At 73.3% G+C, this 21,790-nt stretch carries 18 protein-coding genes; 7 read left to right on the top strand and 11 right to left on the bottom strand.

Annotation, left to right across the window (positions count from 1 at the left end; translation table 11 throughout):
* Positions 1–46 precede the first annotated feature (46 nt).
* Complete coding sequence (locus AB0F15_RS28835) at positions 47–1,474, top strand: exopolysaccharide biosynthesis polyprenyl glycosylphosphotransferase (RefSeq protein ID WP_360276798.1); 1,428 nt, start codon at positions 47–49, stop codon at positions 1,472–1,474.
* Positions 1,456–2,952, top strand: a complete 1,497-nt coding sequence (locus AB0F15_RS28840; protein WP_360276801.1) for a putative glycoside hydrolase family 15 protein — start codon at positions 1,456–1,458, stop codon at positions 2,950–2,952. Before AB0F15_RS28835 ends, AB0F15_RS28840 begins: the two co-directional genes overlap by 19 nt.
* Here AB0F15_RS28840 and AB0F15_RS28845 read toward each other — a convergent pair.
* The 9 genes from AB0F15_RS28845 to AB0F15_RS28885 form a co-directional block, all read right to left on the bottom strand.
* On the bottom strand, positions 2,909–4,054 hold the full coding sequence (locus AB0F15_RS28845; RefSeq protein WP_360276804.1) for a glycosyltransferase family 4 protein: 1,146 nt from the start codon (positions 4,052–4,054) through the stop codon (positions 2,909–2,911). The genes AB0F15_RS28840 and AB0F15_RS28845 overlap by 44 nt on opposite strands.
* Positions 4,051–5,160 carry a glycosyltransferase gene (locus AB0F15_RS28850; RefSeq protein WP_360276807.1) on the bottom strand — a complete coding sequence of 370 codons (1,110 nt, stop codon included), beginning with the start codon at positions 5,158–5,160 and terminating at the stop codon, positions 4,051–4,053. Before AB0F15_RS28850 ends, AB0F15_RS28845 begins: the two co-directional genes overlap by 4 nt.
* A gap of 37 nt (positions 5,161–5,197) precedes the next feature.
* The gene (locus AB0F15_RS28855; RefSeq protein WP_360276810.1) at positions 5,198–6,622 is read right to left on the bottom strand and encodes an oligosaccharide flippase family protein; all 1,425 of its coding nucleotides are present in this window, start codon (positions 6,620–6,622) and stop codon (positions 5,198–5,200) included.
* A complete protein-coding gene (locus tag AB0F15_RS28860; RefSeq protein ID WP_360276813.1) occupies positions 6,619–7,944 on the bottom strand; it encodes a glycosyltransferase 87 family protein in 1,326 nt (441 codons plus the stop codon). Before AB0F15_RS28860 ends, AB0F15_RS28855 begins: the two co-directional genes overlap by 4 nt.
* On the bottom strand, positions 7,941–8,813 hold the full coding sequence (locus AB0F15_RS28865) for a hypothetical protein (protein WP_360276816.1): 873 nt from the start codon (positions 8,811–8,813) through the stop codon (positions 7,941–7,943). The genes AB0F15_RS28860 and AB0F15_RS28865 overlap by 4 nt, the downstream gene beginning before the upstream one ends.
* Positions 8,810–9,868: a glycosyltransferase family 4 protein gene (locus tag AB0F15_RS28870; protein WP_360276819.1), complete on the bottom strand. Its 1,059-nt coding sequence runs from the start codon at positions 9,866–9,868 to the stop codon at positions 8,810–8,812. The genes AB0F15_RS28865 and AB0F15_RS28870 overlap by 4 nt, the downstream gene beginning before the upstream one ends.
* Positions 9,843–11,081, bottom strand: a complete 1,239-nt coding sequence (locus AB0F15_RS28875; RefSeq protein WP_360276822.1) for an O-antigen ligase family protein — start codon at positions 11,079–11,081, stop codon at positions 9,843–9,845. The genes AB0F15_RS28870 and AB0F15_RS28875 overlap by 26 nt, the downstream gene beginning before the upstream one ends.
* 98 nt (positions 11,082–11,179) lie before the next feature.
* A complete protein-coding gene (locus tag AB0F15_RS28880; RefSeq protein ID WP_360276825.1) occupies positions 11,180–12,145 on the bottom strand; it encodes a polysaccharide deacetylase family protein in 966 nt (321 codons plus the stop codon).
* The gene (locus tag AB0F15_RS28885; RefSeq protein ID WP_360276828.1) at positions 12,142–12,978 is read right to left on the bottom strand and encodes a hypothetical protein; all 837 of its coding nucleotides are present in this window, start codon (positions 12,976–12,978) and stop codon (positions 12,142–12,144) included. Before AB0F15_RS28885 ends, AB0F15_RS28880 begins: the two co-directional genes overlap by 4 nt.
* A gap of 417 nt (positions 12,979–13,395) precedes the next feature.
* Between AB0F15_RS28885 and AB0F15_RS28890 the strand changes: the two genes are divergently transcribed.
* From AB0F15_RS28890 to AB0F15_RS28905, 4 genes are all read left to right on the top strand, one after another.
* A complete protein-coding gene (locus AB0F15_RS28890; protein WP_360276832.1) occupies positions 13,396–13,752 on the top strand; it encodes a hypothetical protein in 357 nt (118 codons plus the stop codon).
* A 111-nt stretch (positions 13,753–13,863) separates the two neighbouring features.
* Positions 13,864–14,214, top strand: coding sequence for a hypothetical protein (locus AB0F15_RS28895; protein ID WP_360276835.1), 351 nt, complete (start codon positions 13,864–13,866; stop codon positions 14,212–14,214).
* Between the two features lie 75 nt (positions 14,215–14,289).
* Positions 14,290–14,610, top strand: a complete 321-nt coding sequence (locus AB0F15_RS28900) for an ANTAR domain-containing protein (RefSeq protein WP_360276838.1) — start codon at positions 14,290–14,292, stop codon at positions 14,608–14,610.
* A gap of 400 nt (positions 14,611–15,010) precedes the next feature.
* Positions 15,011–15,361 (top strand): hypothetical protein, encoded by a 351-nt coding sequence (locus AB0F15_RS28905; RefSeq protein WP_360276841.1) that lies wholly within the window; start codon positions 15,011–15,013, stop codon positions 15,359–15,361.
* Between the two features lie 226 nt (positions 15,362–15,587).
* Here AB0F15_RS28905 and AB0F15_RS28910 read toward each other — a convergent pair whose 3' ends face one another.
* Positions 15,588–17,219 carry a ricin-type beta-trefoil lectin domain protein gene (locus tag AB0F15_RS28910; protein ID WP_360276843.1) on the bottom strand — a complete coding sequence of 544 codons (1,632 nt, stop codon included), beginning with the start codon at positions 17,217–17,219 and terminating at the stop codon, positions 15,588–15,590.
* A gap of 237 nt (positions 17,220–17,456) precedes the next feature.
* Here AB0F15_RS28910 and AB0F15_RS28915 point away from each other — a divergent pair, with 237 nt between their 5' ends.
* Positions 17,457–20,333 (top strand): glycoside hydrolase family 9 protein, encoded by a 2,877-nt coding sequence (locus AB0F15_RS28915; RefSeq protein WP_360276846.1) that lies wholly within the window; start codon positions 17,457–17,459, stop codon positions 20,331–20,333.
* 134 nt (positions 20,334–20,467) lie between these two features.
* Here AB0F15_RS28915 and AB0F15_RS28920 read toward each other — a convergent pair whose 3' ends face one another.
* Positions 20,468–21,673, bottom strand: coding sequence for a glycoside hydrolase family 5 protein (locus AB0F15_RS28920; protein WP_360276849.1), 1,206 nt, complete (start codon positions 21,671–21,673; stop codon positions 20,468–20,470).
* Between the last annotated feature and the right edge of the window lie 117 nt (positions 21,674–21,790).

A 21,790-nucleotide genomic window follows, 5' to 3' on the forward strand; every position in this document is an offset into this window, starting at 1 on the left:
AAGAAAGCGAGAATGGAACCCTCATGTCAAGAAGAGGTCGAGACCGGTGACTGAACTCAAAGACGTCGTCGTCGAAGCCGTGCCGGCGCAGCGGCGCGCCCGGCCGGGTGACCGGCCGCGGGCCGCCGTCCGCTCGCGCCCGCTCCTCGCCCGGGTCAACGCCGTGGCCGTGCTGCTCGTCGCCGTCGACGGCGCCGCCTGGCTGATGGCGGTGCTGCGGACCGGCCCCGGGGCCGTGGGCGCGGCGGTGACCGCGGTGGCCCTCGCGGGTGCCAGGGTGGCCGGCCGGATCCACCGCCGCCGCTTGTGGCTTTCCTGGCTGCAGGACCTCCCGCGCTCGGTCACCGCCACCGCGCTGGCGTTCGCGCTCGTCACCGGGGCCGGGCTGGTGGCCGGGATGGACGGTGCCACCACGGCGCGGATGCAGGAGGTGGTCCTGTGCTTCGCCGTGCTCGGCGAAGCCGTCCGCCCGGCGGTCTTCGCGTTCGGCCGGTGGGGGCGCCGCCGGCTGCGGCGCTGCGACCGGGCCGTCGTGGTCGGCTCCGGCCGGATCACCGGCGAACTGGTCCGCACCATGCTGGAACACCCGGAGTTCGGGTTGCTCCCCGTCGGGCTCGTGGCCGCCGGCCCGGACCCGGTGCCCGCCGGGCTGCCGGTCGAGCGGATCGACGGCGACCTCACCGAAGCCATCGCCCGGCTGCGCGCGGGCACGGTGATCCTCGCCCCCGCCGACGACCGCGACGGCCCGATCGTCGACGCCGCCATCACCGCCCACCGGCTCGGGTGCGTCACCCTGGTGCTGCCGCACCTGTTCGAGCTCTGCCCGGACGGGCCGGGCGTCGACCGGCTCCGCAGCTACCCGCTCGTGTGGCTGGGCGGCGCGCCGACCCGGCGGCCGAGCTGGTGGGTCAAGCGCGCCGTCGAGACCGCACTGGCCGCGGGCGCGCTCGTCGTCCTCGCCCCGGTCATCGCGGTCTGCGCGCTCGCGGTCGCGGTGGAAAGCGGGTTCCCGGTCTTCTTCCGGCAGGTGCGGGTCGGCATGGACGGTGGCACGTTCGTGCTCTACAAGCTGCGCAGCGTGCGGCAGGCCGCCGTCGACGATTCGCAGACCCGCTGGTCGGTGGCGGGGGACCGCCGGGTCGGCCCGGTCGGCCGCTTCCTGCGCCGGTCCTCTTTGGACGAGCTGCCGCAGTTGTGGAACGTCGTGCGCGGGGACATGTCGCTGGTCGGCCCGCGGCCGGAGCGGCCGGTGTTCGTGCACGAGTTCTCCACCGTCCACGACCTGTACTGGGCCCGGCACCGGGTGCCGACCGGGCTGACCGGCTTGGCGCAGGTGCACGGCCTGCGGGGTGACACCTCGATCGCGGACCGCGCGCGCTACGACAACTACTACATCGCGAACTGGTCGCTCTGGCTGGACGTCAAGATCATCATCCTCACGGTGGGAGAACTGCTGTGCCGAAGGCAACGCTGACGCGTGCTCACCCGGCGGCGCGCTGGGCGGCCGCGTCCGTTCTGCTGGCCGGCTGCCTGGCCGGGTGCATCACCAGTTCGGCGCAGGAGATCTCGGCGCCGCCGCCGAAGCCGCTGGCCCCGTGCGCGTGGTGGTACGGGATCGGGCAGCCGCCGACTTCCCAGGAGATCGAGCTGGCGGCCCGGCGGTACCAGGTCGTCGTGCTCAACGCCGACCAGGGCGCGGCCATGCGCCGCCTGCACCAGCTCAACCCGCGCGTGAAGGTGCTGGTCTACAAGGACCTTTCCAGCACGCGCAACTACCCGGGCGCGGTCGACGGCGGCCAGGACGCGGTCTTCCTGCCGAGCGGGATCGGCTACGTCTCCGCCCAGGAGCACCACCCGGAGTGGTTCGCCCGCGACGTCAAGGGGCGGCGGATCGAGTGGCAGGGCTACCCGAAGCACTGGCAGATGGCGGTGTGGAACCCGGACTACCAGCAGGCCTGGACCGACGCCGTCGTCGCGGAGGTGACCCGCGAGGGCTGGGACGGCGTGCTCGCGGACAACGACTTCAACTCCCTGAGCCACTACTCGTCCGCGGTGCTGGCGGGCACCGCGAACGTCGCGGGCACCGACCGGAAGCTCCGTGACGGCCTCGACGCGTTCCTGTCCAAGGCCGGCGACGCCCTCACGAAGGCGGACAAGCTGCTGGTGCCCAACGTGTCCGAGACGCACCTGGTACCGGGCCGCTGGACCGCGCACTCCCGCTTCGGGGGCGCGATGGAGGAGAACTTCGGCTTCCGCGAGAACGGCGGCACCGGCGGGCTGCTGACCTTCCGCGGCAACGAGTTCCAGGAACTGCGCGCGCAGGCCGCTCTCGGCGAGTCCTGGCTGCTGCTGGTCACGCGGACGCACAACGCGCGGGAGGAGCGCTCCGGCTACGCGAGCGCGGCCCTGCTCGCCGGCCCCCGGACGTGCTGGACCCGCGCGACCACCGACGACTACCGCGACCCGGAGTGGTCGACGCTGCAGGACAGCGGGCTGGGCGAGGCGGTGGACGCGGCCAGCCGGCTGCCGAACGGGGTCTGGACCCGGACGTTCACCCACGGCTGGGTCGCGGTCAACACGACGGCGTCCACCCAGACGGTGGTTCCCCCGGAAGGCCTGGTCGTCCCCGGCGCCCTGGCACCCACCCCCACTCCGACGCTCACAGCCACCCGTACCTCGGCTTCGACGTCGGCTTCGCGCACTCCCACGTCCACCTCGGCCCCCACATCCACGCCCGCATCCACATCCACGTCCACGTCTGTATCCACGTCCACGTCGGCCCCTACATCGACGTCCACCCCGACCCCCACGCCCACGTCCACCCCGGCCCCGCCCCCGCTCACCGTCGAAGCCGCGGACGCGGTCGTCCTCGTCGATCCGCCCCAGGTCATGGCCAGTGCCTGGCGGATCACCCGAGACGAGTTCCGAGCCGGCTCACACTGGGCCCGGTGACGGTCAGCCGGTCGTAGAGGGCCAGGTGACGGCGGGCGCAGGCTTCCGGGCGGTAGCGGGCGCGGGCGCGGTCGGCGAGGAGCCGGCCGAGGCGGGCGGGGTCCGGTTCCGCGAACAGGGCCCGCAGCCGATCGGCGAGTGCGGGGACGTCCCCGGGCGGGGCCAGGAACACCGGCCCGTCCGGCACGTCGAGCATGGCGGGCACGCCGCCGGTGGCCGTGGCCAGTACGGGCTTTCCCGCGGCCATCGCTTCGGCCACCACCAGCGGCTGTTGCTCCATGGTGGACGGCAGAACCAGCGCGTCGGCGCCGGCGAGCAGGGCGGGGACGTCGGGGCGGAACCCGAGGAACGTCACGTGCCCGGCCAGTGGCGGCCGCCGCGCGGCCCGTTCCGCCTCGGCGCGCTGCGGGCCGTCGCCGACCACCGTCAGCCGCGCGTCCGGCGGCAGCACGCCCTCGACGGCCAGCGCGGCCAGCAGGTCGAGCAGCCCCTTGCGCTCCACCAGGAGCCCGGCGAAGACGAGGTGCCGCACCGGCCCGCGCGGCGGGTCCGGCTCGGCAGGCTCGACGCAGTTGTCGATGTGGGCCAGCCGTCCGGCGGGCACCCGCAGGCGACGGCGCAGGAAGGCCCCCATCGCCTCGGCCGGCACGATCGTGCGGTCCAGGACGCGGGCGACGGCGGCGTCCGCCGCCAGCACCGTCCGCGTGTAGACCGAAGGTCTCGCGGCCCCGGACTCGCTCCGGAACCACGGCTCCGCGACGTCGTCGGGCACGCCGTGGTAGGTCTGGACCAGCGCCGGCCGGGCGCCGCGGGCGAACCGCAGGCCCGCGATCACCAGTCCCGCGCGCCGGTCCTGCGCGTGCACGACGTCGGGCCGCCACGCCCGGAGCGCCGCCCGCGCCCGGCCCGCCGCCGCGACGTCTTCCTTGCCGGACACCGCGAGCTCCTCGTGCCGGCCCTCGAGCAGCGAAGCGCCCCGCGCGGGCACGGGACCGAAGACCCGGACGTCGGCGCCGTCGGCGGCGAGCGTCGCGGCCAGCCGGACGGTGACGTCCACCGGGCCGCCCCGGTCCTGGGTGAGCAGATAGGCGATGCGGGTCACGAGAGGCGCTCCGACGGGGTGAGTTTGTCGACGAGGGCAGCGATCTGATCGGTCATCCGCCCGCAGTCGAAGGACAGTTCCACGCGGCGGCGGCCGCGTTCGCCTTCGCGCCGGGCCAGGCCGGGGTCGGCGAGGCGCGCGGCCACGGCCTCGGCGAGCCGGCCGACGTCGCCGGGTGGCAGCACCGCGCCGGCGTCCGCGACGCTCTGCCGCATCCCGCCGACGTCGAACGCGACGACCGGCCGCGCGCACGCCATCGCCTCCAGTGGCACCAACGCCATGCCCTCGGCGCGGGAGGGGAGGACCACCACGTCGGCGGCGGTGTACCAGGCCGCAGGCTCGTCGGTGTGCCCCGGCCAGCGCACGGACGCGTGTCCCGCCACCGGGTGCCGCTCGCGCCACACGGGACCCATCGGCCCGTCCCCGGCGAAGACCAGCCGCGCGTCCGGCAGCCGCCGCAGCACCGCGGGCCACGCCGACAGCAGCTGGTCCTGGCCCTTGAGCTCGGCGAGCCTGCCGAGGCAGACGGCGAGCGGCGCGTGCTCGGGCAGCCCGAGCCGCCGGCGCGCCGCGACCCGGTCGCCGGGGACGAACCGGGTGGTGTCGACGCCGTTGCAGACCACTTCCGCCTCGGCCGTCACCCCCGCCGCCCGGCCGGCGGCGAGTTCGTCGTCGCTCACGCAGACGACGAGGTCGGTCCACCGCGACGCGAAGCGCTCCCACGCGGCGGAGGCGCGGCGCAGGGGCCCGTCGGCCGTCTCGAAGGACCAGAGGTGCGGTTGGAAGACGGTCGGCCGGCCGCCGCGCACGGCCAGCCGTCCGGCCAGCCCCGCCTTCGAGCTGTGCAGGTGCACGACATCCGGGTCGAGGCCGGCCAGCAGCCGCCGCAGCCGCAGGGTCTCGGTGAGGGAACGGGGTCCGGGCGCGCGGCGGGCGGCCCAGCCCCGCACGTCGATCCCGAGCTCCCGCGCGCGGTCGGCGAGCCCGCCCGACGGCGGGCAGGCGATCGTGACGGACCAGCCGCGATCCCGCTGGGCCACCGCGAGTTCCAGCACGACCGCGGCGACGCCCGCGGTCACGGGCTGGGAGACGTGCACGATCCTCATCGGTGACCACCGCCGTCCGCGGGGCCGAGCGGGGCGGTCACCGGAGACCTCCCCGGCGCAGTTCGGCGAGCGCGGTCCGCTGCAGCAGCAGGGTCGCCCCGCCGTACCCGGCGACGAGAACGGCGGCTTCGGCCAGCGCGCCCGGCAGCGACTCCCCGGACCACCGCGCCAAGGCCATCGCGGGCACCGCTCCGGCCAGGCAAGCGACCAGGACGCGAACGACCATGCCCGCCAGCTCCGCTGCCGACGGTGCCACGCCGAGCCCGGCCAGCACCCGCCAGGCGAGCGGCACCACCAGCCACGCCGCTCCGAGCTGCACCACGGCGACCGCGCCGATGCCCGCGTGGGTCAGCAGCGCCAGTCCCGCCGCGAGCAGGCCGAGGTGCGTCGTCTCGAGCGCCAGGTACCGCCGGACGTGCCCGGTCGCCTTGACCGCCTGGTACCAGATCTGCAGCAGGCAGATCCCGGCGCCGTAGCCGGACAGCAGCACGAGCGGGCCGGCCGCGTCCGCCCACCGCGCGCCGAGCAGCACGACGCGGTCGGCCAGGACGGCGAGGGCCAGGTACAGCCCGCCGGTCACCACGAGCACCGCGCGGGTGAACCGGGTGACCGCGCCGGCCAGCGGCGTTCCGTCGCGCTGCAACCGCGTGAACACCGGGAAGGCGACCGCGCCGAGCACGACCGCCACCATGATGTAGGGCACCCAGGCGAGCCGGTACGCGAGCGAGTAGACGCCGACCGCGGCCGGTCCGAGCACGTGCCCCACCGCGAGGTAGTCGAGGTTGACCAGCAGCGCGCCCACGACCGCGGCCGGCCCCACCACGGCCACCCACCGCAGCACTTCCCGCACCGCCGCGGTGTCCCAGCACGGCCGCACCCCACCGCCGGCCAGCGCGCCGAGCAGCGGCTGCGCCACCGCGGTGCCGAGCAGGCCGAGCACCAGCGACACCGGGCCGGCACCGCACGCGGCGAGCACGACCGTCACCGCGGCGCCGAGCACCGCGCTCCCGCCGTCGGGCAGCAGCCGCCGCCGGAAGTCCAGCTCCCGGTGCATCAGGCCCATTTGCACCCCGCCGGCGGCCGAGAACGGCAGGCCCAGCGCGGCCAGCCGGACCAGCCCCGCGGCGTCCGGGGTGCCGAGCACCGCGGTGAGCGGGCCCGCCACGGCCACCAGCGCGCCGGCCAGGACGATCCCGGCGCCGACGCTCAGCGTGAGCACCGTGCCCGCCGTCCGGCGCGGATCGCCGGCGGTGCGGCCGATGACGTCGTAGACCCCGATCGACTGGACGACCTGGCCCAGGTTCACCAGGGCCACGGCGAGGGCCACGGCCCCGAGCTGCCCCTCGGTCAGCAGGGCCGCCAGCACCAGCGTGACCACCATCTGGCTGCTCTTGCTGACGAGGTTGACCGCTCCCAGCCACAGGGAGCCGCGGACCACGCGGGTCCCGAGCGCGCTCGTCACGCCGCCACCACCGGCCGCGCCCGGGTCAGCCGCACCGCGGCGGCCACCGCCAGGCCCCACGCGACGACGACCGCGACCCCGTCCACGGTGACCGCCGCCCGTGGCCCGAACACCGAGACCACCGTGGAGTCCACTGTGTACAGATGGGCGAAGGGCACGGCCAGCGTGAGGACGGCGAGCCCGGCCGCGCCCCAGCCCGGTTCGCCCCGGTGCCGCCACCACAGCGCGCCCACCGCCGCCGTCGCGGGCACGGCGATCAGCACGTCGCCCGGCTGGTGCACCACGCAGACCACGACGGCGAGGACGGTCAGCAGGTCGGCGATCGGGGCGTGCGCGGTCCGGACCAGCAGCGCGGTCGTCCCGAGCACGCCGGCCAGCACCACGAGTTCGACGCCGGAGGGCACCCAGCCGGTGACGCGGAACAGCACCGCGGCGACGTCGATGCGCTGGGCGGTGAGGGAATCGACGGCGCCGTAGCCGGTGCCGCGGGCGTGGGTGAGGTTCGCGACGACGACGTCGAGGAACGGCCCGATCCCGCCGCCGCGCACGACGAGGAGCACGACCACCGGCAGGCTGGCGGCCGCGGCGATGGCGGTGCCCGTCAGCGCGACCCGCCGCGAGCCGCGGGTGAACAGCAGGACTGCCAGCGGGAAGCCGTACTGGGGCTTGAGCCAGGCCAGCGCGAGCGCCACTGAAGCCCACCCCGGCCGGTCCCGCCTCGCCAGCACGGCGCCGGCCGCGCCGAGGGCGATCAGCGGGTTGACCTGGCCGATGTAGAGCTGCGCCTTGCCGACCTGGCTGGTCACCAGCAGCGCCGCGACCACCGCCGTGGTGACCGCGAACGGCACCGGGACCGACCGCCGGACGGCGTGTGCGGTCAGCGCGGCGAGCGCGACGAGCAGCAGCAGCGAGACGACGGTGAAGGCGACCGCCCCGGCCCGGTAGCCCACCAGCGCGAACGGCGCGTGCAGCAGCAGGTGGTAGGGCTGGTAGAGGTTGAAGTCCTGGCGCACCGGCCAGTGCGCGAACATCGCCGCGGGGTCGTAGGGGTTGCCGCCGGCGAGGAACTCGCGGATCGGGAAGTAGAGGGCGTCGCGGAAGTCCTGCAGGCGTTCTTCGCCGGCGTTGCCCGGGGTCGGCAGCGGGACCCGCCACGACGGCGCGAGCGCGTGCCAGGCACTCACGGCCCCGGCGAGGACCGCCGCGAGAAGGACGACACGCTGTTTGGGGGTCAGGCCGGCGGCGCGGTCGCGGAGGAAAGCCGCGCCGGGGATCGTGGGTCGCGTTGCCGCGCCGGACGCGGTGCGCTGTCTCGAAGTCATGCCAGCACCACCGCCACCAGCACGGCGTCGGGGGGCAGCACAGCCACCGCCGCGGTCAGGTCGGCCTGCTGCCGTCCGGCCGCCGCCACCGCCACCACCGAGGCGCCTTCTCCCCGCTCCTCGGGCAGCCCGGCCGCCAGCTTCGCCGCGGTCTCGGCCAGCTCCGGCGCCACCGGCAGCACCCGGACCGGCCGCCCGGCCGCCCGGCACAGGACCGCCAGCCGGTCGGCGGCCGCCGGGTCGGCCTCCCGCAGCACCGCCACCGGGCAGCGGACGCCGGCCGCCGCCAGTGCGCGGCGCACCGGGCCCGGCCCCGCGCCCCCCGGCGTCACCCGGCGCACCGCCGCCGTCGCGAGGCCGGCCGCCACCGCGCCGACCAGGGCCAGGCCCAGCACCAGCGCCGGGTCGGGGGCCACCGCGACGACCTCGGGCCGCGGATCGAGCGTCCGCAGCTTGGCGGCCGGGGCGAGCAGGTCCGCGTCGATCAGCGCCTTGCCCAGCGCCTTCGCCGCCGCGCCGGCCTGCTCCGCCGACGCCGCGCGCACCGAAAGCCGCGCGAGGCCGGACGCCGGGACCAGCTCGACCGACACGTGCCCGGCCAGCTCGTCGGGGGAGTAGCCGGACACCGGAGCCGCCGCCTGCAGCACCGACGGGCTGCGGGCCAGCTCGACCAGCCCGGGCAGGGCCAGCGAGACGACCTCGCCGTACGGGGCACCGTCCGCCGCGGCGGGTGTGGCGAGCAGGCTCACCCGGCCCTGGTATTCGGTCCCGCGCGTCAGGCCGCCGAGCAGCACGAGGAGACCGGCCAGCACCGCCACCACGGCGCTCGGCACGGCGGTGCGCGGGAGGCGGGACAGCAGATCCTTCACCGGGCACCTCGGAGCAGTTCGTCGTAGGACTTCATCAGCGTGTGCGGGTCGTAGTCGCGCTCGACGGCCCGGATCCCTTCGGCCCCCACGGTCTTCCGGGTGACTTCGTCGAACAGCACCGTGTTCAGCGCCGCGGCCGTCGCGGCCGGATCCCCGGGCGGCACGACGATCCCGCCGCCGCCGGCCAGCACGGCGCCGATCCCGCCGACGTCGGTGGCGACCACCGGCCGCCCGGCCGCCATCGATTCCAGCACCGCCAGCGGCAGGCCTTCCCAGTCGCTGGTGAGGACGGTGACGTCGGCCGCGGCGAGCAGGTCCGGCACGTCCGTGCGGGTGCCGAGGAACTCGACCCGGCGGCTCAGTGCCTGGGCGCGGCGCTCGAGTTCCGCCCGCAGGCTGCCGTCGCCTGCCAGCCACAGCACGGCGTCTCCCCCGACCGTGGCCCACGCGTCCAGCAGCACGTCGTGCCGCTTCTGCGGCTCCAGCCGGGCCAGGCAGAGCGCGACCGGTGTCCGCTCCGGGACGCCGAGGGAGGCGCGGACCTCCGGGCGGCCGAACACCGGTGGCCGGGGGAACACGGCGTTGCGGATCACCACCGGCCGGTCCAGGCCCGCCGCGGTCAGCATGTCCGCGGTGGCCGGGGAGACGGCGACGACGTGCCCGGAGGTGCGGCGCAGGATCCGGGCCGCGGCGGGGTAGTCGTCCGCGGCGACGCCGTGGAAGACGGTCACCAGCGGCCGCCGCCGTCCGGGGACGAGCGCGAGGCGGGCCACCAGGCTCGCGCCGACGTTGTGGGCCAGCACGACGTCGGGCCGGAACCGTGCGATCGCGCGGCGGGTCGCCCGGGCCGCCTTCAGCACGCCCGCCTTGCTGCGGCGGGCGAGCGGGACGGGGAACACCGGCGTGCCGTCCGCGGCCAGCGCGTCGGCCTGGAAGCCCCCGCCACTGGCGACCGCGGACACCCAGCCGTACTCCTCGCCGCGGGCCACCATCCCGGCCACGAGGGTTTCCGCCCCGCCCGCCCCCATCTCACTGATCACGTGCAGCACCCGCATCGGCGCTCCCTCCTCCTTCTCGGCGAATCCGGGCTTCGGCCGCGGCGGCGAGCGCGGCCAGCGACCAGAACGGCAGGTAGTACTGTTCGGACAGGAACGTCGAGGTCACCAGCACCGCGAGCAGCGACGCCTGGATCGCGGCCGCTTCCGTCCGTTGTGGACCGGAGCCGGCCCGCCGGACGGTCCGCTCGCTCGCCACCGCGGCGGTGCCGACCACCCCGGCGAACAGCGCGAACCCCGGCAGGCCCAGTTCCGCGGCGACCTCGAGGTACATGTTGTGCGCCACCGGGGTCTGCTCGTCGACCTCGGCGTCGTGGGACTCGGCGGCGTAGTGCTCGCGGAACCCGCCGGGACCGACGCCGAGCACCGGGTGGGCGGTCAGCATCCGGGCCGCCGCCTGCCAGCGCAGCTCCCGGGTGTCCACATTGGACGCCGCGATGAAGCTCTTCTCCTGCAGGGCCCGGTCCAGCTGCGGCCCGGCGAACACGAGGGCGCCCAGGCCCAGCCCGGCGACCACCGCGGCCGCGGCGGCGAGCACCCGCCACGGCAGGACCCGGCGCAGCAACAGCCAGCCGACCGCGGCGGCCAGCCCCAGCGCGCCACCACGGGAGAACGTCGCCGTCGCGCCGGCCACCAGCACGACACCCGCGGCCGTCAGGGCGAGCCCGCGGCCCCGGCGGTTCAGCGCGGCGAGCAAGGGGACCGCCGCGACGAGGAAGTAGGCCAGGTCGTTCGGGTCCGGTTGCGGCCCGCTCGCCCGGGCTTCGCCCTCGGCGACCAGGCTGTAGAGCGCCCCGGCGCCGGCGACGGTGGCCCCGGCGGCCGCCGCCAGCAGCAGCCACCGGATCGGGACCTCCCGGCTCGCGACGTCCGCCAGCACCGCGGTGACCACGAGGAACGGCAGCCAGCGCAGGGTGTACTCGGCGGTGAACGGGCCCGCCGAGTGCCGGGCCGCCGTCGCGGTCAGCACCACGGCGAGCAGCGCGAGCACCGCGTGCAACGGCATCGCACGAGGCGGCTGCCGCCGGCGGATCCGCACCACGAGCCAGACCACCGTCAGCAGCGCGGGCGCGACCTTGCCGAGCTGGCTCTGCGCGGCGGTCAGATAGCCTTCGACCGGCGCCAGCGCCACGGTCGCGCAGGCGAGGACCCGCAGCACTGCCGCCTCGCGGGTTTCGTGCCGGGCGGGCCGGACGAGCTGTGACAGTGACATGCGGGGCGCTGCCCCAGGCCGGGGGCTTCGCCACCCGGACCCCCGAAAGAGCTGGGCGGCCCGGGGCTCGGCCTCGGGCCGGAAAACCGCGACCATCGTCATCTCCCGGCGTCGAGCCGGGCGACCGGGCGGGTGCGGCGCACGGTCGTGCGGCGGACGTACTCCCCGGTGCCGACGACGTCGAAGTGCTCGCGCAGCGCGGAAAGCACCCAGCCGAGCCAGGCCACCTTCCGCTCGCCCGGCGCCGTCATGCCGGGGAAGAACTCCATTCCGGGTGCGTCGGCCGCGCCGAGGACGTCGGTGGGGTGCAGCAGCAGCGACGGGGACACCCCACGGGCGAGGCAGAGCCGCAGCGCCGTGCGGAAGTACCCGCGGGCCAGCCGCGGCGAGATCTCGTGCAGCTGCAGGAGGTAGGAGCCGTGGATCGGCGTGCGCAGCAGCGGCATCGTCGTCACCGGCAGCTCCACCAGCGCGCTGCCCGCGCCCGTTCGCCAGCGGTACGCGTGCACCGGTGCCAGCACCCGCGAGAAGCCGCCGAACAGCTCGTCGCTGCCCTCGTCGGAAGTCTTCGCGGTGCGGTTGTGGTAGGCGCGGGCGAGCGGGCCGATCCACGTCGGCAGCGTGCTGGCGTCGTAGGCGTAGCCGCGTTCGGCGAGCAGCTCGATCAGCTCGCGCGTGACGCTGTAGCCGGGGCCGCGGAACCCGCTCGGCCGGGGTGCGCCCGCGGCGGTGATCGCGTCTTCGGTCCGGCTCAGCTCGTCCTCGAGCCGGTCGCGGGAGTAGCGGTGCAGCCAGGGTTCGTGGCCGAAGGAGTGGTTCGCGACCTCGTGGCCCGCTGCGGCGATCTCGGCGACCGCCTTGGCGCCGTCTTCGAGGACGACGTCGGCGCCCACGACGAAGACCGTCGTCGTGAGGCCCTGTCCGCCGAGGATCTCCAGCAGCCGCGGCACCGCGGACGGCAGGAAGCTGGGCCGGTCGCGCCAGCCGGGATCGCCGTGGGTCTTGAGGTAGGCCCACAGGTTGTCGAGGTCGACCGAGACGCTCGCGAGCGGCCGCGGGGTCACGCGGCCTCCCCGGCGAGGGCGGCCGTGCCCGCGCGCGACTGCACGCCGAGCAGCAGGACCCCGCCCACGACCACGGCCAGCCCGGAGGCGACCCACGGCCCGTGCCCGCCGTCGACGTGGTCGCCGAGGACGGCGATCCCGGTGACCGACGCCAGCACGATCGTGGTCGCGTCGGCGGCCGCCACGACCGCGGCCGCCGGCCCGCACTGCAGGGCGGTCGCCATCGAAGCCTGCCCGAGCACGGCGGCCGCCACCATCAGCCAGGTCAGCGGATTCCCCGGCAGGGCAAGGAGATCGAGGTGGGCCAGCGTGCGGCTCGCGACCGCCACGACGGCGAACGCGACGCCGGACAGGACCGCGGCAGGCAGGAAGGTCCCCGCCCGGCCCGCGGGGACCATGGCCAGCCCGGTCGCGAGCACCACGAGCGCCAGAGCGGCGACCCCGGCGGGCGGGAGGTCGGTGGCGACCGAGGCCGACGAGGACCCGGCCAGCACGACGAGCCCGCAGGCCAGCAGCACCAGCGTCATCGCCTCCGCGGCGCGGATCCGCCACCCGAGGGCGACGACCCCGAACGCGGTCGCCAGCCCGATGGCCGACGAAGACGCGGTCTGCACCAGGTACAGCGGCAGGGAAGCGCGCGCGAAGAACGCGAGCGCGAACCCGCCCACCTGACCGGCGAAACCGAGCAGGTACAGGCGATCGGCCGCCAGCCGGGCCAGCAGGCCCAGTCCCGTGCCCGGCCGGTTCCCGGCGCGCCGGGCGGCGACGCTCTGCGCGACGATCCCCACCGCGTACAGCACCGCGGACGCCACGAGCACTGCGTAATCCACCACGAATCGACTCCTCAAGTCCCGCATCGCGTACCAGGTGTCCGGCAAAGCGTAGGAACCAAGAAGTGGGTTCACTTTCGAAGGATGGGGTTCGGAACTTCGTCACGCTCCGAGACGGATTTGGGCGACTGAAGCAACCCTAAAGCGTGACGCGCCGCAGTGTCTGGATCGGCGAACACGTTGCGTAGTAACGCTTCGCCGATCGATCACCTGGTCTTTCCGGCGCCGAGCGGCCGAATGGCGGCCGCTCCGGACGGGGGCCACCCGGTCGAGTTATACGACCCCCGGTCAGGGGGCCGCGCACCCCACACGATCGGTGAACCGGCTGGAACGGCCGCCGGGGCATCAGTACGTTTTTCCCACCAAGGCGGAACAACGCCTGGAAATGACGCCGTGGCAATTGTCGATCGAGGAGAATTCATGCTGAAGAAAATCGGCTTCATCGCCGCCACCATGGCGGCCGGGGCGTTCATCACCGGCGGAATCGCGGCCGCCGGCACGCCGGGCGAAGAACACGGCAACCTCGGGTACGACCACACCGGTCAGGTCGGCCTGGTGAACCTGAACGACACCGACGCGCTGCACAACGTCAACGGCACGCTCGGCTTCTGCGGCAACGACGTCAACGTGCTCGGTGTCCAGGTGCCGATCCACGACTCCCTCAACGGTCTCGGCGTTCCGGTGCTGTCGCCGGGGGCGAGCGAGGCGAGTGGCGAATCGCCGTACAACTGCGCTTCGAGCGGTCTCGCCGACGGCGGCACCAGCCAGGGCAACTGAGTTCCGCCTCGGCGGAAAACCATTCGATCCCCGCAACCGGAATGGCGCACCGACGGTTTGCGCCGTGAGTTCCGCCCGGGACACGGGCGGGCACCTTAGGAGTTCTTTCTCGTGATCAAGCAGCTCGGATTCGTCGCGACCGCACTGGCCGCCGGGTTGGCCGCGTTCGGTGGCTCGGCCTCCGCGACGACCGTCACCGTCTCGGACCACCCGGCCGGCCAGAGCGACCAGTTCGGCGTGGCCAACGTGCAGAGCCTCGACGCGCTGCACAACGTGAACGCGGTCGGCGGCGTCTGCGACGACACCGTCAACGTGCTCGGCGTGCAGGTCCCGGTGCACGACGTCGCCCAGGGGGTCGGCGTCCCGGTCCTTTCCCCGGGGGCGCACGAGGCCGATGGCTCGTCGCCGTCCAACTGCGCCGGCGGCGGTATCGCGGACGGCGGGACCGCCCAGGGCAACTGACGAACCCGGTAGGAGGCCGCCGCGTGGATGTTTTCCGCGCGGCGGCTTTTCGCTGCAGAAAGAAAGCCAGGACGAGTGGAGCACGACCGTGGCCGCGGCGCCCCCGGTGACGTCGACCCGGCCGCCGAGAACGCGCAGCTGCGCGAGGCGCTGTCGTCCCGCGCGGTGATCGAGCAGGCCAAGGGCATGGTGATGCTCTTGCGCGGTTGTCCCGCCGCGGAGGCGTTCGGCGTGCTGGTCGCCGTGTCGCAGCAGACCAACGTCAAGCTCCGCGACGTCGCCGCGGTCGTCGTGGCCGCCGGCAGCAACGCCGGGCCGAGTCTGTCCGATGAGGACACCGAACGCACGGTCCGCGTGGCGTTGTGCAGCCACGTGCTGCGGACGAATTCCGGGTAGTGGCTGGGAACCGGCGAGGGTGTGCGTCGCCCGGCTGCGGGCTCGGCTGAGGGGTTCACCCCTCGCCGGTTCACCAGCGGGACACCCGCTCCCGGGGTCGGAGGAACGGGTTCCGTGGTTGACCCTACGGCCTCCGCCGCGTGTTCGTCGCTGTTCTCCGGGTGGTTGGGGCATGAACGGATGTGCGATTCCGGCCGTCGTTGCCGGAGGGGTTTTACGGTTTTGAACCCGATGACCCGATCGGACCAATCAAGGCCCGGTCAGCGGCTTCCGGTGCGCACCCGATGGTGGCGTGCGGTGGAAGCGGTGCCGGTGACTCAGTACGTTTCCCTCACGCGGGACGGAGAACACACACCTCGCCGCCGTCCTGTCCGATGCACCGTCAATTCTAGGAGAACAAATGCTGAAGAAGCTTGGTTTCGTCACGGCTGCCATGGCGGCCGGCGCTTTCCTGGCCGGTGGCGTCGCGGCCGCCGGTACGCTCGACGGCCACGACGACCACGGTGGCTACACCAGCCAGCTCGGCCTGCTCAACCTGAACAACACCGACGCGCTGCACAACGTCAACGGCACGCTCGGCCTGTGCGGCAACGACGTCAACGTGCTGGGGGTGCAGGTCCCGATCCACGACTCGCTCAACGGCATCGGCGTGCCGATCCTGTCGCCGGGTGAGCACGAGGCCAGCGGCGAGTCCCCGTACAACTGCGCCTCGGGCGGCATCGCCGACGGCGGTACGAGCCAGGGCCACTGAGTCCCCGCGCCGCGGCCGCCCGTTGTGTGTGCGGAAGCCGGCCGGGGCGCGGACTCCGGCGTCGCACGACGCCGTGCGGCGTGCTCGGTGTGACGCCGGCACGGGTGGGACCGGCCACCGGGCGGAAGCCGTGAGCCGGTCCCACCCGGCGCAGACCGAAGCCGCGACCGACGTGTCGGTCGCGGCTTCGGCGTGTCGCGAGAAGGGTGATTCTCCGCGCGAAGGTTCAGACGCGGCTCCACTTCTGGTTCGCCTGGCCGTTGCAGGTCCACAGGATCGCGTGCGTGCCGTTGGCGGTCGCGGCGCCTTCGACGTCCAAGCAGAGTCCTGATTGGACGTTCCGGATGGACCCGTCCGCCCCGAGGGTCCACTTCTGGTTGTCCTGGCCGGTGCACGACCGGCTGAGGACGCGGGCGGCGCTGGTGGTGCCGTCGAGGCACTTGTCGCCGAAGACGCGGATTTCGCCGTTCGCCCAAGTGGTCCAGAGCTGGTTGGCGGCGGTCTGGCAGTCCCAGATCAGGGTGCCGGCGCCGGAGGCCGTGGAGGCGTTGTCGACGTCGAGGCAGCGGTTGGAACCGGCGTCGCGCAGCCGTGAGGTGGTGGCGGCCACGGGCGTACCGCCGGAGATCCGGTAGGCGGCCGCGCCGTGGGCGGGGACGCTCGCGGAGATGCTGCCGGAGCTGGTGGAGGTGCCGCCGGTCCACAGGTCGGTCAGGGTGAAGGACGTGCCCGACAGCCCGACCTGGGCCGCGGTGGTGCTGATGGTGGCGGTGGCGCTGCCGCGGTTGAGCAGCCCGACGGCGACGGATCCGTCGGCGAGGGGCTTGGCGAAGACTTCGATGCTGCCGTCGTCGCGGACACGGCGGCCGCCGGCGCCGAGGCGGTCCTGGTCGACCGCGAGCAGCCGCGGGTTGCGCAGGATGGCGCTGATGTCGGCGGACATGGTGCGGATGTCGTTGCCCGCCATCAGGGGCGCGGCCATCAGCGCCCAGAGGGCGAAGTGGGCGCGGGATTCGGTCAGGGTCAGGCCGGGGCGGCCGACGACGAGCATGTCGGGGTCGTTCCAGTGCCCGGGACCGGCCTGGGCGGCCAGCGGGGCGGTGACGTCGAGGACGTTGCCGACACCCATGGGGTAGCTGTTGGTGTTGCCGTTCTGCCAGATGTCGAGCAGGTCTTCGGTGGTGCGCCACAGGTCGGCGACCTGGCCCCAGTCGTACTTGTCACCGGTGATGGCGTGGTAGCTGTTGGGGTTGATGCTGTAGACGATCGGGCGGCCGGTGGCGCGCAGGGCGTCGCGCATGAGGCCGAAGCGGCTGACCTCTTCGTCGCGGGTGCCGGCGGGGGAGCACCAGTCGTACTTGAGGTAGTCCACGCCCCAGGAGGCGAAGGTGCGGGCGTCCTGGGTTTCGTGGCCCTGGCTGCCGGTGGAGCCGGGGTAGGCGCCGCCGCGCTGGGCGCAGGTGCGGTCGGTGGGGACCTGGTAGATGCCGAACTTCAGGCCGCGGGCGTGGAGGTAGTCGCCGAGGGCCTTCATGCCGCTGGGGAACTTCGAGGCGTTGCCGCGCAGGGCGCCCTGTGCGTCGCGTTGCGGGTCGAACCAGCAGTCGTCGACGACGACGTACTGGTAGCCCGCGTCGCGCATGCCGGAGGAGACCATCGCGTCGGCGGCCTGGTGGACGGTCGTTTCGCTGACGTTGCAGCCGAAGCTGTTCCAGCTGTTCCACCCCAATGGCGGAGTGACCGCCGGGCTCCCGGGCGCGGCGACGGCGGCGGGAGCCGCGACGGCGACCGATACCGACAGCGCGACCGCCGTCGCGGCGAACAAGTGCAGGACCCGGGGTCGGGTTCGAGCGGGCATCGTCGCCCCTTTCCGATGGGCGGACCGAATTGTTAGCGTTAACACTGTCGGTCGCGCGCGGGCTTCGTGAAACTTTCGGCTTGGCTCACCCAGTGGCCACGTATGTATAGAGGAACCTCCGGGGCCGCGTCCAGACTCCGCCGGCGGGATCATTGCCAAAGGCGCGCGCGGATGATTACAGTTTCCTGCCTGGGAGCGCTCCCACTTACGCCTGGCTCGACGACGAGGAGATGGCGAATGCGGGCAAGGAAATTCCGGACCGGTCTGGCGTTGCTGGCCGCGGTAACGCTCGGGCTGACGGCGGGTTCCGTGCCCGCGTCCGCCGCGGACTACGAGCGGCTGCTCAACGGCACCTTCGCCGGCGGTACCCTCGACCCCTGGTGGGCCGGGTCCGGGACCACCGGCCACGTGACCGGCGGGGAGTTCTGCACCGACGTCACCGGTGGCACGGCCAACGGCTACGACGCGCTGGCGGGCCAGAACGGCGTGCCCTTCGAGGCGGGCCAGCAGTACACGCTGAAGTTCGACGCGCACGCGACGACGACCCAGCAGATCTCCGCCGTGGCGGGGGAAGCCGTGTCGCCCTACCGGCAGATCTCGCGCACCGACCTGACGGTCACCCCGGCGACCCAGCACTTCACCGTCACCTTCACGTCCACTTTGGACTTCCCGAACGCGGGCAACGGCCAGCTGGCCTTCTGGTTCGGCGGCCAGGCCGCGAACAACACCGTCTGCCTGGACAACATTTCGCTGATCGGCGGTGTGATCCCGCCCGGCGGCCTGCCCCCGACGAGCGGCATCCGGGTGAACCAGGAGAGCTACGTGCCCGGCCTGCCCAAGCACGCCACCGTGATCAGCAGCGCCACCACGCCGCTGACGTGGACGCTGAAGAACTCCGCCGGCGCCGCGGTGACCACCGGCCAGACCCGGCCCCGCGGCGCGGACGCCGCCTCCGGCGAGAGCGTCCACGACATCGACTTCTCCGCCTACGACACCGCCGGCACCGGCTACACGCTGGCCGTCGGCGCCGAGACCAGCTTCCCGTTCGACATCTCCGCGGACGGGCTCAAGAAGCTGCGCTACGACTCGCTGGCGTTCTTCTACCACCAGCGCAGCGGGATCGCGATCGACGCCAAGTACGTCGGCGCCACCTACGCCCGCCCCGCGGGGCACGTGAACGTCGCACCGAACCAGGGTGACAACAACGTGCCCTGCCGAGCGGACCTGAACTGCGGCTACACCCTCGACGTTCGCGGCGGCTGGTACGACGCCGGTGACCAAGGCAAGTACGTGGTCAACGGCGGCATCGCGACCTGGGAGCTGCTCGACGAGTACGAGCGCGCGCTGAAGGTGGGGGACCCGAGCGCGCTGGGTGACGGGAAGCTGGCCATCCCGGAGCAGGCCAACGGCGTGCCCGACATCCTCGACGAAGCCCGCTGGGAGGTCGACTTCCTGCTCTCCATGCAGGTGCCCGACGGCAAGCCGCTGGCGGGCATGGTGCACCACAAGATCCACGACGCGCAGTGGACCGCGCTGCCCACCCGGCCCGACCAGGACAGCCAGCCCCGCCGGCTCTCGGCGCCGAGCACGGCGGCCACGCTGAACATGGCCGCGGTCGCGGCGCAGGCGTCGCGGTTGTGGCGGACCATCGACCAGGCGTACTCGGCGAAGCTGCTCGCCGCGGCCGAGAAGGCCTACGCCGCGGCGAAGGCCAACCCGAACCTGCTCGCCGACCCCGACGACGGCACCGGCGGCGGTACCTACAGTGACAACACGGTCACCGACGAGTTCTACTGGGCGGCCGCGGAGCTGTTCGCGACGACCGCGAAGAGCGGGTACCGCGCCGACGTCACCGGGTCGTCGCTCTACCGCGGCGTCAGCTTCAACACCCACGGCTTCGACTGGGGCTCGACGGGCGCACTCGGGGACATCACGCTCGCGTTGGTGGCCACCGACCTGCCCGCGGCGGACGTGGCGGCGATCAAGACGGCGATCACCACGACCGCCGACAGCCACCTGGCCCAGATGGCGGGCATGGGCTACCCGGCGCCGTACCGCACCGCCGACGGCACGTACGAGTGGGGTTCCAACGGCCTGGTGGCCAACAACGGCGTCGTGCTCGCCCTGGCGTACGACTTCACCAAGCAGGCCAAGTACCGCGACGGCGCGTTCCAGGCCATGGACTACCTGCTCGGCCGCAACCCGGCGAACTACTCCTACGTCTCCGGCCACGGTGACCAGGCCGTGCAGAACGTCCACCACCGGTTCTGGGCGCACGAGCTGGACCCGGCGCTGCCGACCGCCCCGCCCGGGGCGCTGTCCGGCGGGCCCAACAGCGGCCTGCAGGACCCGACCGCGGCCCGGCTGCTCACCGGCTGCGCGCCCCAGCGCTGCTTCGTCGACGACATCCAGGCGTATTCGGTGAACGAGGTCGCCATCAACTGGAACTCGGCGCTGGCTTGGCTGGCGAACTGGACGGCGGAGAAGTCGCCGTCCGCGGTCGACACGACCGCCCCGGCCGCGGCGGGCAAGCCCGCGGTGTCGGCGGTGTCCGGCACCGGGGCGACGGTGACCTGGGCGGCGTCCTCCGACCCGGAAAGCGGGATCAAGAGCTACGACGTCGTCAGCGTGACCGGCTCGGCCCGCAAGGTCCTCACCACCGTGACCGGGACGAGTGCGACCTTGACGGGGCTGTCGCCGTCGACCGCCTACACCCTGGTCGTGGTGGCCCGCAACGGCGCGGGTCTCACCGGCCCGGATTCGCCGTCCGCGCAGTTCACGACCCTGCCGGACGGCTCGGCCGGCGGCTGCGCGGTGACCTACGAGGCGAACACGTGGAACGGCGGCTTCACGGCCGCCCTCACCGTGAAGAACACCGGGACGACGGCGTGGCCGACCTGGGCGCTGAAGTTCAGCTTCCCGGGCAGCCAGAAGGTGACGCAGGGCTGGTCGGCGACGTGGGCGCAGTCCGGCGCGGCCGTCACCGCCACGGCCATGCCGTGGAACGCCGCGGTGGCGCCGGGCCAGTCCGTCTCGCTCGGCTTCAACGGCAGCTACACGGGCAGCAACCCGCGCCCGGCGGCCTTCGCGGTGAACGGGAAGACCTGCAGCTGAGGACCGGCCCGGCGGTTCGATCGGCGAACTGCCGGGCCGTCCGCTAGCGTCTCACCCGTGGGCAGGTGCGCCTCCTCCCCCCTCGGCGCGCCTGCCCACACTTCCGCCCGGCCCTGGCCGGTCGGAGCGAGCGGTCATCGGCTCGCGGCGCCGCTCATGATGGCGTCGATGATGGTCTGGTGCGTCACCGCGTAGGAGCGCCGGTCGAACAGGCCGAACCCGTACTGCCCGTTGGCGCCGTTGTCCCAGTAGACGGTCGACGCGCCGTACTTCTTCGCGGTGGCCACGACGGCGCGCGCGAAGTCCGCGCGGTACCGGTTGTTCGACGAATCGAACGACGACTTGTCGATCGCACCGTATTCACCGACGACGACCGGGTACCCCTTGGCGACGAACGCGTCGTGCACCGATTTCAGCTGGGCGTCCAGGTAGTCTTCCTGACCCCAGGTCGACTTCTTCGCCGGGTTGGTCGCCGCCCGGCCCCACTGGGTGATGTTCCCGCTTTCCTCGCCGGCGAAGTCCCATGGGCTGTAGTAGTGCACCGAAATCATGATCCGCTTTTCTCCTGCCGGAATGGCCGACGAGCGGAACTGGTCCGTGGGCAAGGTGAAGCCGTAGTTTCCGGTGGTGTAATCGATATTGGTGTTCCAGCCGGGGACGAGCAGCCAGCGCGAACTGTTGTTCCCGCCGGTCTTGCGCACGGTGTCGACGAAGATCTGGTTGTACGCGTTGATGTTCGAGTAGCACGGCTGGGTCGGGGTGCCGTACTGCCCGTCGAACTCCTCGTTCATGGACTCCAGGACCAGGTGCTGGTCGTAGCCGGCGAACCGGCTCGCGACCTGCTGCCAGACCTTCTGGTACTTGGCCTTGATCGTCGCCTGTGCGGACGAATCGCAGATCAGCCAGGAGCCGTTGACGGACTTGTAGCCGTCACCGTGCATGTTGATCAGCACGTACAGGCCGCGCTGGTAGGCGTAGTCGGCGACCTGCTGGATCCGGTTCAGCCAGGCGGCGTTGATCGGGTAGTTCGGGCCCGCCCCGATGTAGTTCAGGTAGGACACCGGGATCCGGATCGTCTTGAACCCCGCGGCCTTGACCTTGTCGACGAGCGCCTGCGTCACGGTGGGCAGCCCCCACGCCGTTTCGCTCGGCACGCCGTTGGCGTTGGCTTCCAGCTGGTTTCCCAGGTTCCACCCCGCACCCATGTCGGCCACGATCTGCGTGGCGTTCAGCTGGGCCGCAGCGGCGGGCGCCTGGTTCGCCACGCCGGACACGGCCGCGACGGCCGCCAGCGCGGTGGCGAACAAAACGGACTTGATCTTCGTTGATCTCGAAGTCACGGTTTTACCTCCCGGGCCATTGATGGACATATTCCAACATGGGCGATACGTGCAGTCAATCCGGCCGGTTCGCATAGGACCGGAGGCGTGGTCGAACGAATCGAATAATCGAAAGAA

This window comes from Amycolatopsis sp. NPDC026612 (assembly GCF_040638285.1).
GTDB lineage: Bacteria > Actinomycetota > Actinomycetes > Mycobacteriales > Pseudonocardiaceae > Amycolatopsis.